The organism is Blautia sp. Sow4_E7 (assembly GCF_052116245.1).
GTDB lineage: Bacteria > Bacillota > Clostridia > Lachnospirales > Lachnospiraceae > Blautia_A.
On sequence record NZ_JBQKLL010000004.1, the window covers coordinates 104,109 to 121,731 of the forward strand.

Annotated in this window: 10 protein-coding genes; 2 read left to right on the forward strand and 8 right to left on the reverse strand. The window is 41.2% G+C overall.

The window, feature by feature from the left end; translation table 11 throughout:
• Nucleotides 1-19: 19 nt before the first annotated feature.
• Entirely contained in the window at nucleotides 20-2,530 is a 2,511-nt protein-coding gene (locus tag ACTQ50_RS04255; protein ID WP_441483109.1) for a glycoside hydrolase family 2 TIM barrel-domain containing protein, read from the reverse strand.
• 272 nt (nucleotides 2,531-2,802) lie between these two features.
• Entirely contained in the window at nucleotides 2,803-5,658 is a 2,856-nt protein-coding gene (locus ACTQ50_RS04260; protein WP_441483110.1) for a glycoside hydrolase family 3 C-terminal domain-containing protein, read from the reverse strand.
• Between the two features lie 70 nt (nucleotides 5,659-5,728).
• On the opposite strand from ACTQ50_RS04260, the gene ACTQ50_RS04265 reads away from it, so the two are divergent.
• Both ACTQ50_RS04265 and ACTQ50_RS04270 read left to right on the forward strand, forming a co-directional pair.
• Nucleotides 5,729-6,520, forward strand: coding sequence for a LytR/AlgR family response regulator transcription factor (locus tag ACTQ50_RS04265; protein WP_441483111.1), 792 nt, complete (start codon nucleotides 5,729-5,731; stop codon nucleotides 6,518-6,520).
• The gene (locus ACTQ50_RS04270; protein ID WP_441483112.1) at nucleotides 6,513-7,853 is read left to right on the forward strand and encodes a GHKL domain-containing protein; all 1,341 of its coding nucleotides are present in this window, start codon (nucleotides 6,513-6,515) and stop codon (nucleotides 7,851-7,853) included. The genes ACTQ50_RS04265 and ACTQ50_RS04270 overlap by 8 nt, the downstream gene beginning before the upstream one ends.
• 24 nt (nucleotides 7,854-7,877) lie before the next feature.
• On the opposite strand, the gene ACTQ50_RS04275 is transcribed toward ACTQ50_RS04270, so the two are convergent.
• From ACTQ50_RS04275 to ACTQ50_RS04300, 6 genes are all read right to left on the reverse strand, one after another.
• Nucleotides 7,878-9,407, reverse strand: a complete 1,530-nt coding sequence (locus ACTQ50_RS04275; RefSeq protein WP_441483113.1) for a nucleoside hydrolase-like domain-containing protein — start codon at nucleotides 9,405-9,407, stop codon at nucleotides 7,878-7,880.
• A 130-nt stretch (nucleotides 9,408-9,537) separates the two neighbouring features.
• Complete coding sequence (locus ACTQ50_RS04280) at nucleotides 9,538-10,989, reverse strand: ABC transporter substrate-binding protein (RefSeq protein WP_441483114.1); 1,452 nt, start codon at nucleotides 10,987-10,989, stop codon at nucleotides 9,538-9,540.
• Between the two features lie 53 nt (nucleotides 10,990-11,042).
• On the reverse strand, nucleotides 11,043-11,834 hold the full coding sequence (locus tag ACTQ50_RS04285; protein WP_441483115.1) for a response regulator transcription factor: 792 nt from the start codon (nucleotides 11,832-11,834) through the stop codon (nucleotides 11,043-11,045).
• 34 nt (nucleotides 11,835-11,868) lie between these two features.
• Complete coding sequence (locus ACTQ50_RS04290; protein ID WP_441483116.1) at nucleotides 11,869-13,572, reverse strand: sensor histidine kinase; 1,704 nt, start codon at nucleotides 13,570-13,572, stop codon at nucleotides 11,869-11,871.
• 160 nt (nucleotides 13,573-13,732) lie between these two features.
• Nucleotides 13,733-15,343 carry a nucleoside hydrolase-like domain-containing protein gene (locus ACTQ50_RS04295; RefSeq protein ID WP_441483117.1) on the reverse strand — a complete coding sequence of 537 codons (1,611 nt, stop codon included), beginning with the start codon at nucleotides 15,341-15,343 and terminating at the stop codon, nucleotides 13,733-13,735.
• Nucleotides 15,344-15,616: 273 nt separating this feature from the next.
• Nucleotides 15,617-17,554, reverse strand: coding sequence for an alpha-L-rhamnosidase-related protein (locus ACTQ50_RS04300; protein ID WP_441483118.1), 1,938 nt, complete (start codon nucleotides 17,552-17,554; stop codon nucleotides 15,617-15,619).
• Between the last annotated feature and the right edge of the window lie 69 nt (nucleotides 17,555-17,623).

The window sequence follows — 17,623 nt, forward strand, 5'->3', positions numbered from 1 at the left end:
AAATCATAAGCCTTTCACTTCATTCACATGGAATTTCTGCCACATAAAACCGTTCTTCATCTGCCACTGTAACCTTCACCGGTCCGTTTCCATCTGCCTGTACAACGGCCATCGCCTCACCATAATAAGTCGCCACAGTATGGTCCGTGTAATTTCCTTTTACATACGGAGCCGGGCTTCCAAGCCCCTTCAGGACACCATTTTCTACTGTTACTTTTATGTTATGTTTCTCCATTGGTTTCCAGATTCCCTTGCTATCTGTGTATTGCAGTTGAATAAATGTAAGGCCTTCCGGCTTCACGGTTTTCTCCTCTGGACGCACCTGAAGGACCGTCTCTTTTCCTGCTGTCAGCAAGGAATAACGGTTGATTTCTTTTCCGTTTTCATCGTAAGAAACCGCCGTTATCTCCCCATCCTGATAGGTGGTATTAAAGTTTGCACGGCATTTTTTCACTTTCTTTTTACCAACACTTTTGCCGTTGATAAACAGCTTTACCTGCGCAGCTCTTGCATAAACCTCTACCTTCGCCGGTTCTCCGTTACAGCCATCCCATGCCCAGCTTTCCAGAGCTTTCGTCAGCTGCCAGCCGGTAAGACGAAGCTTTTCTTTCTGGTAAACAGGATCAACTGCAATAAACGGACCTGTCTCTCTTTCAAAAGCGACTCTGGTATATGCAGCCTCTGCACGCGGCTTTCCATTCAGGTCAATTCGACCGTTTCCGCCTGTCATTCTCGTGGCGGGATCTTCAAATTTATAGTCAGAAAACTCTGCTGCACCATCCCCGACTTCTCCGATATAATCCCATCCTGCCCACACAAAATCACCGATAATTCTTTTATTTTTCTTGGCAATTTCCCAGAAACTATACGCATCCTTACAGAAGGTTTCACTTCCCAGAATCAGACGGTTCGGGTACTTTTTCAGGTCATGCTTGTAGCGGAAAATACCGTAATTATATCCTGCGATATCCATGTTTGCGTAGGCATCCTTCGTCCTTAAATCGCATGGATAAAGAGTGGCACCGCACTTCATAAAGTAGTCTCCAACCAGACAGGCAAGAGTATTATAGAACTCGCTTCCTACCGGCTTTTTCTTCTTTTCCGGCTTGGAAACAGCGCTCTTTTCTGCCTTGTCATCACTGTAAACACCAAGTCCTATGGAGCTTAAGAAATTGAAGAAAATGTTGATTCCGCAGGTAACAGGACGGGTTGAATCCAGGCTGTGAAGATAGTTTGTCATATCACCGGTAAGGGCAATTCCCTTCTTCTGGGCGGTCTCTGCAACCTCATTTCCAGTGGAATACATAATCACACTTGGATGGTTGTAATCCTTGTCAACCATGTCTTTTAAATCCTGTTTCCACCAGTCAGCAAGCTGTCCGGCATAATCATATTTAGTCTTATGAATGTACCACACATCCACATATTCATCCATCATCAGCATTCCCACACGGTCACAGGCATCCAGAAGTGCCTTGGAACATGGATAGTGTGCGGAACGGACTGCATTATATCCATTCTCCTTAAAAATTCGCATTTTACGTTCTTCTGCTTCCGGATAAGTACATGCTCCAAGCACACCATTGTCATGATGGAAGCAGGCTCCGCGAAGGATCACACGCTCTCCGTTAATGGTCATTCCTACCTGCGGATTCCAGATCAGTTCGCGGATTCCGAAAGTTTCGGTTACTTCGTCTTCACCGAAAATTGCTTTACAGGTATAAAGATTCGGGTGCTCTGTATCCCAGAGTTTTGCATTTGGAATGTCCAGTTGGAAGAGAGCCTGGTATTCTGCTGCCTGATTATTTTTTTCTGCTTCCACCTGCGCCAATTCACTCTTCTGACCATTTTTTCCAGTCTGTACTGATTCGTTTGGCTGCATGTTTTTATTATCTGATGATATTATTTTGTCATTGTTTACATTTCCTATTTTTGTACTTTCACCAATTACTCTAAGTACTTTAGAGCCCTCAAACTCAATCTTCAGGGAAACCTCTCCCGGCGCAGAAGTCTTTACAACAACCTCAATTTTTGCCGGATCATAACTCAGAGTACGGATTTTCACACCATTTACCGGAATATATTTCTCCCCTGCAACATGCAGATAAGCCGGACGGTAAATACCGGTTCCAGGATACCAGCGGCTGTTTGGCTGGTCAGCATTGTGTGCAATAACTTTGATCTCATTCTCTTTTCCACACTGGAAAAAGCCCTCTGTATCCACATAAAAATTGGTATAACCATAAGGGCGGTAAGCCGCCTTTTTTCCATTTATGTAAACTTCACCATTGTGGTAAATACCCTCAAATTCAATGAGGACTTTCTTATCTTTATACGTCTCTGGCACAAAGAAATTCTTGGTATATTCGTAATCTCCACCAATATACCATCCAATATTCCCCTCACCGGTACTCTCCTGAGTACGTGGCTCGCTCAGCATGGCGTCATGTGGCAAAGTCACCGGATAAGCAGCCTCATCCCGGGTAAGACACCTGCATATCCAATCTTTATTAAAATCAATTTTCTGCATACAGTAAACTGCTCCTTTCTGAAATCTCTGTCCTTAAACCAACTACTTTTTCGGCATTCTCTAGCCTATAACTCTACATTCTCAATCTAGCAATAGTTTACCGTATTTTTCCCCCTTTGTGGAAAGATTAACGCGAACAGTCTTTTTTTAAACGCTAATGACCACAGCCTGACTTATAATATATAAAATTTGCCTTTTCTACAAAGCAACTGCCGCATCATTCCCAACGGTTTGATGCGGCAGATTAATCTTCATGAATTCATCACGATCTATTACTCAACAACAATTAACACACTTTTTCTCTTCTTATATTTCTTCACCAGAACTACTTCCAGAAGAATCAGGATAACAGCTACTGCCACGTCCACACCAACCATGATTTTCATCCACAATGCCAGTGTTAAAGATGTTTCATCAGCATATGCATTACTGTTCACAACAGTATACATAATGTTCTTGCAGGCAGTTCTCATATACTGAACTGTGGATGGGTCAGATGTATCTGCAACAAAGTTTGTTCCTACATCAAATGTAGACAAGCAGCAGGAACCGCCAGTTGCGATTACCTGATCTGCATTCATGTTAAATGCACCAGCAAAATAGTCGGTTTCTACAAAGCCTTTGAATCCCCATTCATCACGGAGAAGCGTTGTCTGCAGTTCGTAATTTCCGCCAGCCCACACATTTCCAATGTAGTTAAAGGATGACATTGCAGCTGTAACATTGCTGTTTTTTACACAGATTTCGAATGGTTTCAAATACAGTTCACGCATTGCCTGTTCATTTGACCAAGTGCAGATCATAATCCAACGGTTTGTCTCCTGCTCGTTCATTGCAAAATGTTTCATATATGCATAAACACCATTCTCAGCAGCACCATTTACAGCCTGTGCAGACATAGTTCCTGCAAGGATTGGATCCTCTGACGGATACTCATATGTACGCCCACCAAATGCACTTCTATGAAGGTTCATAGATGGTGCATACCATCCAGAGCAGCCAAGTTCTGTAGCCATTTTTCCCATATCATATCCGTATGTATGAGCTAAATCCTTATTCCATGTGCAGGCGATCATAACATTTGACGGGAATCCTACAGAACCTGCACCTGTAAAGTTATTGCTCACAGCGGATGGTCCATCGCAGTCAACAGTAGCAACTTTTTCAACGCTTTTTGCTTCTGCAGTCTGGAATCCGGCATGGGCGATCATATTCTGCATCTCATCAATTGTAAGCTGATCCAGAAGTGTTTCCCAACGCTCATCATCATAATCTGCACCGCGAAGCACCGCCAGTTTCATTCCATTATCCGCACCAGTCACAGGCATTTCGGCATCTGGAATTTCCGGCATTTCATAGTTGGAAGTTACAATAAATCCCTCTTTTAAATCCTCCGGCATAGACGTGCTCGCAGGTGCAGCTGTTGTTTCATCATAATTCTTGAAGCCATCTTTACGTGATAAATAAGTAAGATGTCCGTCTGCATAACCGAATTGATTTACAGCAGCAGTCAAATCTGTCGAACGTGGATTTGCCTCATCATAAACAATATCTTCATCTACTGTATAGGTAACAGAATCAATCACATTATGAGAATCGCTGTTGATACTGATCTCATAATCTCCTGCTTCCAACACGTAGCATCCATTTTCCAGGTAATCATAAGAAGCCATGTCCTCAGCTGTAAAAGAAATTGTTACCGTCTGTGATTCACCTGGTTTCAGTTCATTTGTTTTCTCATATCCAATAAGATTTGCCGTTGATTTCTCAATTCCTCCATTGGTATATGGCGGGTTATAATAAACTTCCACAACATCTTTTCCAGCTATGTCTCCAGTATTTGTTACCTTCACATCAAGAGTAATTTCTCCATTTTCCATTCTGGAAGATTCCAGTTCCTGGGTAAAATCAGTGTAGCTGAGACCATACCCAAATGGATATTTTACAACCTTATCATAATCCAGGAATCCTTCCTGTGCAGCAGTTTCATAGAAACGATATCCTACATAAATTCCTTCTACATAGTTTACAAATGTAGGAACGCTTCCGCCTACATATGGATCACTTTCATCAATTTTGAACTCATCCATATTGTCGTATTTGAAATCGCCAAAATTATTCCATGTAGGTGTTTCAGTCAGATCATATAAGAATGTATCGGAAGTTTTTCCAGATGGATTAACTTCTCCGCTTATAATTTTTCCAAGGCTGTCAAATCCAGTCTGTCCAGGGCCTGCACACCAGACAACACCTTCAATCTGCGGATAATCTTCCACAAATCCAAGTTCAAAAGTAGAAAGACCATCATAGACCAGGATTACATGCTTAAAGTTTTCACATACCAGATTGATCATATTTTTCTCAGTCCGGCTCAGTTCCAGGTAATGCTGGCCTGCCTCAAAATCATTGTAAGAATCAGAATTATTTGTGTATGAAACACCAGACATATCAGTAGGAAGATCACTTCCTTCTCCGCCCCATCTGGCAATTGTTACAATCGCAGTATCGGAAAATTCCTTTGCATTTTCAATCAGTTCATCTGAATATTCTTCTGCCGGAACCTCCGGTAAAGACCAGTCTGAACCGTAGTCTGCGCGTTCTTTTCCATAATTGGTGTACATATCTGTTAATTCACTGTTTAACTTGAATCCGGCATCTTCAAGACCTTCCAGCATAGTTACGCGGTCATAAAGATCGTTTAAAGCACCAGCTCCGGAACCGCCATAAATAGGATTCACACTTGCCCAGCCAAAGACATTGATGTTTTTTGTATCCTTTAATGGCAGTACACCGTCATTTTCCAGGAGAACCGTTCCCTCCGCTGCAATAGTACGACAGTCTTCATTGGACTGCTCTGTTGTCTCATCAGAAACAGTTTCTGCTGCCTGTGTACTTAACGTAAGCAAAGTAGACATTGGACCTGTACAAATCAGGTTGGCTACGATCACAACGCCAAGGATCATTGCCAGAATCGCGTTTCCTCTGACAAGTTTTCTTTTTGGATTTTCCATTTTTTTGCACATAACCGCAGCCACAATACCAACTACCAGAATTACGGCAATCGCAATGAGGTAAGGTTTGCACATGTTGAGGACGCTGATCACGTCACTCATGTTTAACTTGATCATTTTGTTTTTCCTCCTTTGATATAGCTGAATCTTATCACAAAAAATTCTATTTTCATGATTTTGGTACCAGTTGCAGAAATACGGTACCAATTGCAGAAAAAAATGTGCTATACTCTGGTATAATAAAAAAGACTTAAGGAGGAGAGACATGTTCCAGGCCGCTATTGTAGAAGATGAAGCTGAAATTCTTTCATATCTAAAAAATACTCTAATTGATTCCTTCAATAACCGTCATGTTGCCATAGAATTCGACAGTTTTTCCTCTGGGGAAAATTTCCTGCGAACTTTTAATGAGAATTATCATTATGATGTTATTTTTCTTGATATCGAAATGCCAGGAATTGACGGAATCCAGGTCTGCCGCCACATACGGGCACAGGCACCTGACTCCCTTGTTATTTTTATATCCAACAAAGAAGAGCTGGTCTTCCAGACATTCGAGGTACAGCCTTTCCGTTTTATCCGAAAAAGCGAATATCAGAAACTTCTCCCCGCTCTCGTGGATGCCATATCACAAAAGTTGGAAGAACAGACAAAACACTTGATTTTTATTACAGAACCAGGTTCCGGAGATATTTTCTCCTTTGATATCCGCAATATTTTTTATGTTGAGGCTCAGCGTAAAAACTGTCTCATTGTGACAACCGTGGGCAACAGCATTGTTCAATGCAAAATTTCTGATATGGAAGAATATCTTGTTCCTCATGGATTTATTAAAATCCACCGTAGCTATCTTGTAAATTGCAGACATATTTTTTATATAGGAAAATCTTCTCTCCAGCTTACAAGCGGTCAGGAGCTACCTATAAGCCGCGGTAAAGTAGACGAGGTAAAGGAGGGATTCAGGAGGTTTTATGTTTAATTTTATTTATCATCTTTACCAGACACTTGACTCCGTCATTATTTTTTCATTTCTTTCCTATACCCTGCTGATTCTCTGTGGTCTTAAAAAGAATCATACTGTGGGGCGCTCCATTGCTGTAGGTTCATCCTTATACCTGTTATTCACAATAATAGTGTATCTTATTCTCCGTCTGGAACTTTCTTCCATTTGTCTGAAGCTTACAGGAGCTGCCCAAACTCCTTACTGGTTTTATTTCGTATGCACTATCCCTGTTTCTGTGCTTTGCGCTCATATTGCCCTGGCGGGTACACTTTTCACTAAACTGGTATATGTCTTATATTTTATGACCTTCACCCAGCTTTATAAAATGGTATGTTCTCCTCTTTACAGTCAGGAATTTTCTATGCAGCCGCAGGTTTACCGCACACTTGATATGCTTACAACCCTGGTTTTATACATATTGCTTTTCCTTTTATCAAAACTTTTCCGAAAGATAAAATTATCTACACCCTTTCCCATGTCTTGTTTTAAGGGCGTTCTTATCCTTTATTTTCCTATTGGTTTTTTGATTTTTTTCGGAATATCCTCAAGTACGCAAATTTACTCCGTAAACCAGATTGCCATTCTTTCTGGCATTTTGCTCACTAATCTGCCTATAATTTATTATTTTTTTGCTACCATCATCCATTCCTACGAAGATCAGCGCAAACTGGACGATGCTCTTACCCAGACACGCACTCAGCTTGCCCGTTACCGCTATTCCCTGGAGGTTCAGGAGCAGGTAAAAAAAGAGCGCCATGAGCTGAAAAATAACTATTTTTATATCCAGACTCTCCTTGCAGATAAAAAATACGATCAACTGGACACCTATATTTCCCAGGCAATTGGGGGAAAAATGAGCAAACTTACGGACATTCAGACAGGAAATACTTTAATCGACTACCTCCTCAACCGAAAAATTCAGGAAGCTCAAAAGTTCCACATCAAAACTTATACAGAAATTATTATTCCAGGCCAGCTTTCTATCAATGAAGAAGTCCTATGCACCATTCTCCTGAATCTTCTTGACAACGCAATCGAAGCCAGCAAACAGGAGGATACTCCGGACATCCAGATTGTCATCAAATGTGTGCAAAATTATCTGCTCTGCAAAATAAGCAACAAAGTAAGCAGTAATATTCTCGCAGAAAATCCCAGTCTTGCCACTAGCAAAGCAGATGCCTCCAACCACGGATTAGGTATAAAAATAATCCGCTCTGCTGTGGAAAGTCAGAACGGATTGTTGAATTTTGAATGTGAAAAAGGATATTTTACTGCCAGTGTGATGCTACCGTTTAATCAGCCAGTATAAATTTTTCCCACATACTATTATGATTTATTTAACCGTCACGATCACTCTCTGGTAAGCTACCGGATTGGTTCCACCGCCGTCTATACCTTCCATGATGATGTGGATAGTGTCGCCGGATTTTGCATCTTCAGGGACTGTGAATGTTGCTGTTTCCTGATTTTCTCCGGAGGTTGTCACTTCAATCGCAACAGGATTTCCCTCTTCATCCTCCGCTTCCTGATAAGTATCTCCTAACGGATAATGATACCAACGAAAAGTAGTGGTATCCCCATCAGGATCTTCAGCTGTTCCATTTAAGGTAATCTCTTCTCTGGCAGCCGCAGTCAGATCAATTCCCTCTGCCACAGAAACTTCCGGCAGATGATTGGCGTCCTCATATTTATCCGTTACACACCATTTTGCTCTCATGGCAAAATCGCCCTGGATCGCAGCAATCCAACTGGCAATTCCTTTTTCATTTCCTTTTGCCGCCTGATACAGACGCACATCCGGATTTTCGTCATTTTCTTTCAGTTCATATCTTCCATCCCAGCCGCCGTAGGAAAGATCCTCCAAACTGCGAAGTCCATTCGGAATGGTAATAAACCATGCCGGAGAATCGCCCTCAGAAAGGAAATCATACTGCTCATAAGCATGCCCTACCCAGAGAGTGTCATCTCCAAGAAGTGCTTCATTTGTACCATACTGATCAGTATCTGCTTCCCCTTCCAGGTAAGTTCCGTCTCCCCAGGTCACATATTTATCCATCAATGCGCCAAGATTCTGCTCAATATTTTCTTTCATCCATTCACTGCTCATTTTCTCCCTGGATTCATCAGAAAGCACCTCAAGAGTCGCCCATCTGTAACCATACGCAAGAGTAGAACCGGAAACATCTACCATACGCATAGATGGCCAGTTCGGCTGAATGTAATTCAGATAACAGTCATCCTGCATTCCCCAGGCAAAAAGAATCACTTTTTCGCAAATTCGATTGTAAAGCTCTTCCCAGCCATCCTGATCTTTATATTCTTCTTCAATGGACATCAATGCCCTTGCAACTGTATTTGCGCCACCGCCAACTTCAATATAAAGAGGTCTGTCATCTTCTGCCAGAATCCGCTCTTTCACAAGCTCAGAACCTTCTGTTTCCTCAGAAGTATCGCTTACATTCTTGATATTTCCCACTTTTGTAATAGCACGGAGGTCATCCGGAGAAGGATAATCTGCATCGTGTACCTTCAGATTGTCATATACCTCTGCATACGCATCCATAAACTCATACATCCAGTCCGTTCCCATCCACCGAAGGGATTCTGTGGTATCATCTCCACTGTAATGCAGCTTGGAACTGGTCTGTACAATTCCCTCCAGATCAATATCATTCGCATAAAGCAATGTATGAATCAAAGTATTCATATCATCAACTTCCCCATCCTGGGTAACCAGAAGACGAGGCTTTCCTTCTGTTTTCGGAAGTGCTGTTACAGAGTCTGCCGCATAAACAGATGCAGATAAACTCATAGTTCCGATTAGTACTCCAAGTAATGCTGATAACCATTTTTTTCTATACATATTGTTCTCCTTCATTTCCATACCAAATCTTTTCATAAAATATCAATTTATTTTATCAAAGGAGCTATCTTTATGCTGTCCATTTATGACTTGAATTATATTCAAAAATGACTTTTTCCCAAAAAGCCCTCTACTTTTCCAGCCACGCCTTCAGCTGCTGCCTGTTCTCTTTAATAATCCGCTCCATGCCAGCAGCCTCTAATTCAGCCAGAAACAGATCCAGCGTCTCATCTGCATCCTGTGTCATTCCAGTCTCCAGAACAGGTCTGTATTTATTTACAATTCTGGAAACATTTTCAACCTCCTCTGCAACTGAATCTGTCTGAAATACATAGCCAAGAGTTTTAGAAGGACTAGAATCTTCTGAGTAGTTTTTTATATAGTTATGCCAGTCTGTATCACTGTCTCCAAACTGATACACCATATCCCCATCTACGAAACAGGAAAAATAACTGGAATAGCCAACGTTGCTGTTATCTTGATTTTCCGGGTACCGGATCGTCTTCTCCCCTGTTTTTACATAATCAATTCCCTCTCGTCCATTTTGCAGAAGATTTGCTACTTGACTATTGGTATAGATCAAGTTGAGCAATTCCATTGCCTTCTCTGGATTCTTGCAGGAGCTGCTGATCCCCCAGGTAAATTCCTGAACCAGGGATGTGGTAATTCTATTTGGTGTCATAGCAACCAATACTTCATCAAAACTAAGATTCTTTTTTCCAACCAGATGAAGGGTCCCCTGCGATACACTTGTCCACTGCAAAAACATTTCACCGGTATTAAACATTGACTGAGCATCAACACCGCTGTATAAAGAATCTTTCGGTATATAGCCTTCATCTCTCCACAATTTCACTGTTCTGCAAAAATCACGATACTCCTCAGAAGCATAAGCATTTACAATTTCTGTACTATCCAAAGGATGAAAAATAACACCATAATTCATATCTCCACCAAAATCTTCTACATCAAACAAAGATGTAAATGCAGAGGATTCCACATTTCCCGAATTACCAAATGAGGTAAGATATATCCCGGTATTTTTCTCTTTTAGTTGTCTTCCAATCTCTGTAAGATCATCCAAAGTAAGCTGATCTGAAACCTGAATATCATATTTCTTTGCAATATCGTTGTTATAGCCAATCCCTGAAGCTCTTCCCGGATTCAAATTTGCGCATACTGCGTATATTTTCCCATTGATTGATGTAACATCTAACAGATTTCCCTCTTTTTTTTCTAAATCCTGTCCATAATTCTCTAACAGATCATTCAGTTCCAACAGTGCACCCTCTGAAGCCAGCTCTGACAGGGAAGTAGTCGTTCCTGTATTCACTAAATCCAACTGTTGAATTCCCATTCTGGACTTTTTCAGCATATTAGCATGATCTCCAATATAGCAGTTTACAATCTTCACTTTACAGGAGATGGCAGGAACTGTAATCTCATTGATCATTTTTTCCACTTCCTCTGTATCCGGATACGCTGCTCCAAGAGTCATATTTTCAATTGCAATCTCACAAATTTCTTCGTCCAGACTATTTTCCTGTGAGGAACCATTTTCTCTGTTCCTACATCCCCACAAAATTATTCCGCCTAACAAAACTATCACTGATATAGCTAGGATTTTTCTGATTCTCATATGCCTGAAGCCTTTCTAAACTCACGCGGTGTCATGCCAAAAGTCTTTTTAAATAATTTGATAAAATAACCAGAACTTGCATATCCCAGCTTATCGGAAACAATTTCATTATTCCAGTCTGTATTTTTCAGCAGCTCCTTTGCCATCTCCATACGGCAGTTGGTTACAAACTCAAGCACTGAAAGCCCAGTTCTTTTCTTAAATAAACGCATCATATACTGCGGATTCAAAGCAGCATCTGCTGCAATTTCCGTTACCGTCAGTGGTTCTGAAAAATGCTCCCTTATATATGGAATTACCTTCTGTTCAATAATGTTTTGCTGTCCATCTGACAATGTTGCCTTCGTCTCATCCTGAAAAAAAGCTTTCTCTTTTTCATCCTTCTGAAATTTCTTTTTTATCTTTTCAATAGCTTTTTTTAAAACCTCTGTCATCTCTTCTGTGTCCAGCGGTTTGATCAGATAATCACTGCACCTGATCTGCATCGCTTTTCGCATAAATTTGTAATCCGGATAACAGGTAAGAATGATGCATTCTATATTTTCATCATTAAGATCCGCCTTTTCTCTTACGCTGGAAATAAATTCCAGTCCACTTTCTCCCGGCATTTCTATATCACAAAGAATCAGAGAAATGGATTTGTTTTCCATGATTTCACGGGCTTGTACCGCATTATATGCGCCAAAAGTATTTGCTATTCCAAGAGCTTCCCAATCAATACTTTCCTGTAGTGTTTTTACACATTGTTCTTCATCATCTACCAACAAGGCGTTTATTTCTATTTCCATGCTTTTCGCTCCACCTTTCCTCTATTTTTTACCTTTACACAGCTTCTGTTTTTTGCAGATTTAATGTAATATCAATCACTGCACCAGATGGCTCCCGATTATAAATACGGATTTCACATTTATCTCCGTAAATCAGCCTCAACCTTGCTACAGAATTGCAGATTCCTACTCCAAGTTCTTCTGAAACAGTTCCCTTTTCCAAAAATTCCTTCACTGCATCCAGACTGTCATCTGAAAAACCTGTACCATTGTCTTTCACCTGTATCTGAATCCTAAACTCTTCCAGTTTTCTCACATTCACCTGTATTTCTGTCATTTTCCCAGGTTTCAGCCCATGCTTAATTGCATTTCCCACAAAGCTTTCTATAATAAACGGAGGAATCGGAACAATCTTAATTGCCTCCTCACAAGTCACTTTATAATTAAATGCATTAGGATACCTCATCTTCTGCAGTCTCATATAATCCTGAATATGTTCCAGTTCCTGTCCAAGCTGCACATATCTGGAATTTACATTTACAACATAGCGGTAATATCCAGAAGTAAGCCGAATCAACTGTTTTGTTGTTTTCACATCACTTTCACTGTAATTATATATGGTATTTAAAGTGTTTAAAATAAAATGGGGCTGAATCTGCCTGCTCAGATATTGAAGCTCCGTTTCTTTTCCAGCCAGACGTTCCTCATACATCTGAATTTTCAGATTCTTAATATGATCCATAAGATAATTAAATTCCTGAATTACAGCATCAAACTCAACACTGCAGTTATCCAGTTCAGGAATCCGGTAATCCAGTTCTCCCTGCTGAATAATCTCCATACTTTTCTTCAGGTATGCCATGGGAGTGAGAAGCCACAGATACAGGCAAACGCCATATACCACAAACAGCAAAAGAATAACTGCTGCAAAAACTGCGATTTCACTTTCAATTGCAGGCAGCTGTTTCTCCAGCGTCTTTTTGGATATCTGCTTTACCAGGTAAAAATCGGAAAGTTCACTGATAGCTCCTGCGTAATACCAGCTGTTTTTCAATTCATCTGTGTACATATTTCTGCCGAAAGACAGCCAGGTATCCTTATCACCGAACGGAACCATTACCTGTCCGTTTTTATCACAAACCAGATACTTTTCCTGTAAACTTCTCACTTCCTCGGTCTTGTCAGCATTCTGCTGCAAGCTTTTCACAAGGTTTTCGCAGGAGCTCCATGCACCAATATAATAATTGTTATAATCCAGCATAAAAAATAGATAGGGCTTCCCATCACACCATATTGTACTCCATTGTCTATAAGGAGATAATTCTGCCTGATCAGCAATCTGCTGCCGCACAAATTCTGAAACCAGACTATCTTTTTTATAATTATAAAACACTCCATTTTCAGGATAATATACAAACACAGTAGATCCAGAATCCAGTTCCGCAGTCTGATTATTAATCTTTTCCAATACAGCCTGATTTGCCAGCCAGAAATCGGTATCTTCTTCATCAGCATCTGCAATACTCTTTAATTCAGAATCATCCATCACCAGATTGGCAAGGCTGTTTCTAAGAAATTTCAGCTGTGTATCAATCTTGGACATTTCCACTTCCACATCTGCCTGAAGTTCGTTTATTCTCTCTTTTTTTGCAGATGTTCTTTCCCGAATCCCGGTAAAAAGCAATGCCGCAATCACAGGCACCGCAATGCACATTGTCACCAGAAAAAGTCTGATATTCAAAGACATTCGTTCTCTCACCTTTTCGAAACTCCTTAATTATTTTTCAATAGAAAATCCCAACCAGATTTTCTTCTACACAAAATAAAATCGTGGTATTGTGCATATTTAACCTACCCACATTATACCACGACTTTAATATTTTCTGCCTGATAAATTATTCGCTCCGTTTTGCAATCAATTAAGCTACTGTAACCATAACCTGTGCATATCTTGTCATCACTGCATCTGCATTATCCTGAACCCGCAGTGTGAGACAGAAGCAGTCCCCAGAAGCAGCATCTTCCGGAATAGTAAAGGAACCTTCAGCACTATCCTGTGTCCAATCATAAATTGTTTCATCTTTTCCACTGTATACACATCCAGTTGGCTCTGTTGTCCACACAGTTGTACAATCATCCCCATCAGGATCTGATACAGAAGCCACAAAGGAAACTTTTTCTCCAGGAGCCGCTGTAAAATCTTTTTTCTCCATCTCTACTACCGGCGCGTGATTGCAGTTTTCATATGTATTTACACACCAATCGGCACGAGCTGCCCATTCTAGCTGGAAATCCAGCAAATAAGGGTTATATTTCTCGATATTATTTGTTTCCGGATTCACATACTGACCTGGAACTACACCGCCAGATAATGTAGACGGATATCCTGCATCCTCACCATTTGCTGTATAGTAAAAATATCTGCCTCCATAAGTTCCAAAAGCACCATTTTCCAATCCACGAAGTCCACAGGAATACAGACCAATAATGCTGGAACTGTCTCCCTCAGCAATGAAATCGTAATCATTATATTCTTTTCCATAGACAATATTAGTTTCACCAAACTGATACTTATCTTCCTCATTTTCCAGATGCTGTCCGTCATGAACCAGCTTATAAGCCCCCATAAGAGAGCCATGGTCAAATTTAATATTCTCTTTCAGCCAATCTGCCTGGAATGTATACAACGCATCTGCCTGGGCATTGATTGCAGAAGAATATCCAGCATATCCACAGTTTGCTCCTGCCATTACAAGATCAGGATACTTATCTGCAATGTAGTCTGTAAATGTAAAGTCCTGTCCGTTTCCGCTTATCAGTACTTTATCACACACTTTCTGATAAATCTCATCCCACTGATCTGTTCCAGAATATTCATCATAAATGGAAATCAGTGCTCTTGCTACAGTATTAAATCCGCCCCAGGAAAGAATGTAAAGACTTCTTTCATCGTCGTCCAGGATTGCCTCTTTAATTAAATTGGAACCGTCTGTATCTTCACGCACATCACCTTCAAACTGCACATTTCCGATTTTGGTAATGCTTGTCAGATAATCTGGTGTAGGATAGCCTTCTGCATTCTGGGAAAGATATTCATAAGCTTCTGCATACTCATTATTCCAGAGATTGGAAAGCCAGTCCAGGGGCTGAGCACGCAATTCTGTCATGTCCAGGGCACCCTCTTCCTGGTTCTGAATATGATCATTTACTTCTCCCTGCGTATGCTCCCCGTCTCCGGTGAAATGACAAAAAGAACCAGACACAACGACTCCAGCCAGGTCAATCTCATTAAAAAACAGACTCTGATGGATAAAGGAATTCATATCATCAACTTCCAGATCAGAAGTTATTATAACACGAGGTTTTCCATCTTCTCCCAGTTTAATTTTTCTCTCCTGCGGTGTGGTAATTACCTCTCTTTCTGACAACTGCTCATCGATAGGTTTCACAATTCTTCCTGCCTGTGCTTTCACACCTCCACCAATTACCATAACCCCCATCAACATCAGCGCGATCATTCTTTTTTTCATATTGGCTTTCCTCCTTTTATACAGCTGCAATACTTCTACTTAAAAAAATATTGCATTCACTGCAAAAATCATAGCATATGATTTTTCTGGCAGGTTATTCGATTATGACTAATTTATTGTTCTAAACTGACTTTTACCTAATCCCAGACATATTAAGCAAAAAGCACTGTCACGGAACCTTTAGCCCACATAACAATGCTTTTCTTACCTTAAACTACTTTAACCTATATTATCCATCCCATATTGCACGCGTATTTCAAGCCCCTGCACTTTTCAGCACGCAGCTTCCGCATCCGTCTCCACCATCAGCTCTTTTCCATCCCACACAATATGAACTTTTCCTTCTGCAACAGGCAATGTACAATCAAAGCTGTCGAAAAACTCTGTATGTGGCTCTACCACAAATTCTTTTCCGCCGACTCCGGTAAATTTCAGCCCCATAAAATACTTTGCAAGGAAATAGATCGGGCTGGCAGCCCAGGCATGGCAGAGGCTCTTTCCAAAGCGGTCACCGTACATGTCGTACTGGGTTTCTGCTGGTGCATCCGGGTCAAACTCTTCCCAAAATGTTACTGCGCCGCGATCCAGCATTCCGCCCCAGTAATCACGGATCTTATTAAATACCAGTTCCAGTTCCCCTGTCTGGCAAAGCATATCCAGCTCGAAGAAATTGAAATACGGAGTTGTAATTGCCGGAATTTCATCATTCTTAATTACATTTGCCAGAATTTTCTCCTGCTCTTCTTGTGTTGCAATGTGAAAAAGGATTGCGAAAATATTGGCATGACGGGTCACATTTCTCTTACCGGATTCAAAGGAATCAATAAATGCGCCTTTCTCCTGGTCCCAGTAGAATTTACGGATCTGCCCAATCAGTTTCTCATATTTCTCCATATATTCCGGATTTTCTTCTCCAAGAGCCGCACTGACTTTCGCCATGGTCTGCCAGCATGCTGCAAACAGCATCTGCTCTGCGCAAAGGGCACCGGTCTTATCCATGTCGGCCCAGTCAATGTAGATCCAGTCATTTTCACGACCTACAAGAAATCCGTTTTCATCCAGCTGTTCCTCACAGAACTCCATAAGGGAGCACATTTTCGGATAAACCTGGCGGACAAATTTCTGGTCACCATATGCCTCATAATGATAAAGCACGCCCAGGATCCAGAAAAGGGAATAGTCCATAATGGTATTGATATGTCTTGTCATAGGATCATTTCCACGAAGTGCCAGAAGAGTTCTCTGGTCAATATCAGGATCTGCCAGCAGATACTGATTTACGAAAAAGCTCTGGTAAGCATCCCCAGACCAGATCCATTTATCACGCTTCACGCCATCCAGGAAAAAAATACCGCTGCAAAGACGGAAGGTATGCTCTGCCACCTCCCAGATCTTATTCAGCTTCTGGTCACTGCATTTAAAAGAAGCGCGTTTCGGGAAATCTACATACTGGTAGAAGGCTGTAATCTCTACATCTTCGGCTTTGCAGTTCGGAATAAATGCAAAACGGACTGCACAGCAAGGACATCTGTTTGTTACAGGATCCGGCTGCCAACTATAATAGCAATGCTCAAGGTCAAGAGCTTCGTCCTCAGACTCACCGCAAAAAACCTCTAATACATCATCTTCACTTGCACTGTCAACACAATTGCTACGTTTCTCTTTTACATAAACCGCCGCCGTCAGCTCCGTCTCAAACTCTGCCAGCACACCGCCATTTACCTCGCTGATTTTCACCGGCTTGCACTCTTTTTCCGTATACTCCCATACAGTAGGATTCTGTTCCGGTTTCGTGAAATATTTACACACACCAACCGGCATTAATGGCTGGGAATAGTCCTCTGCCATCCATGTTTTATCTGAATGAATTACCTCACCCCGCACATAAGCGCAAGGAAAAGCCTCCACACATCCTGCATGAATGGAAACCTTTACTTTTCCCGGACCTGCTGTAATCTTTTTTCCAAACGGATACTTCTTTTCCCCGTTTTCCCAGCTTACCAGCACATGACCGATAGCATTGGAATATACAGTAAAACTGGTCTCCTGCTCCAATTCATAAGTCCGGCGGAACGCCACACGGTTGCGGAAGCCCTCACTCTTCCAGAATGCCGGCCACCCAAAGCCACGCTCTACACGGCTGAAATTCTGCTTCATTGCATGATATAATTCAAAATCTCCCGGATACCAGATCCAAAATGTATGTTCCATGGTTATTTTCCTCCTGATCGATATGGATGTATCTTCACAAAGCATCGCCAAAGTCTGATATTTTCCCCT

Excerpts from the sequence above, each read along its gene's own strand:
- ACTQ50_RS04255 (WP_441483109.1), bottom strand. The coding sequence starts at position 2,530 with ATGCAGAAAATTGATTTTAATAAAGATTGGATATGCAGGTGTCTTACC.
- ACTQ50_RS04260 (WP_441483110.1), bottom strand. The coding sequence starts at position 5,658 with ATGATCAAGTTAAACATGAGTGACGTGATCAGCGTCCTCAACATGTGC.
- ACTQ50_RS04270 (WP_441483112.1), top strand. The coding sequence starts at position 6,513 with ATGTTTAATTTTATTTATCATCTTTACCAGACACTTGACTCCGTCATT.
- ACTQ50_RS04275 (WP_441483113.1), bottom strand. The coding sequence starts at position 9,407 with ATGTATAGAAAAAAATGGTTATCAGCATTACTTGGAGTACTAATCGGA.
- ACTQ50_RS04285 (WP_441483115.1), bottom strand. The coding sequence starts at position 11,834 with ATGGAAATAGAAATAAACGCCTTGTTGGTAGATGATGAAGAACAATGT.
- ACTQ50_RS04295 (WP_441483117.1), bottom strand. The coding sequence starts at position 15,343 with ATGAAAAAAAGAATGATCGCGCTGATGTTGATGGGGGTTATGGTAATT.
- ACTQ50_RS04300 (WP_441483118.1), bottom strand. The coding sequence starts at position 17,554 with ATGGAACATACATTTTGGATCTGGTATCCGGGAGATTTTGAATTATAT.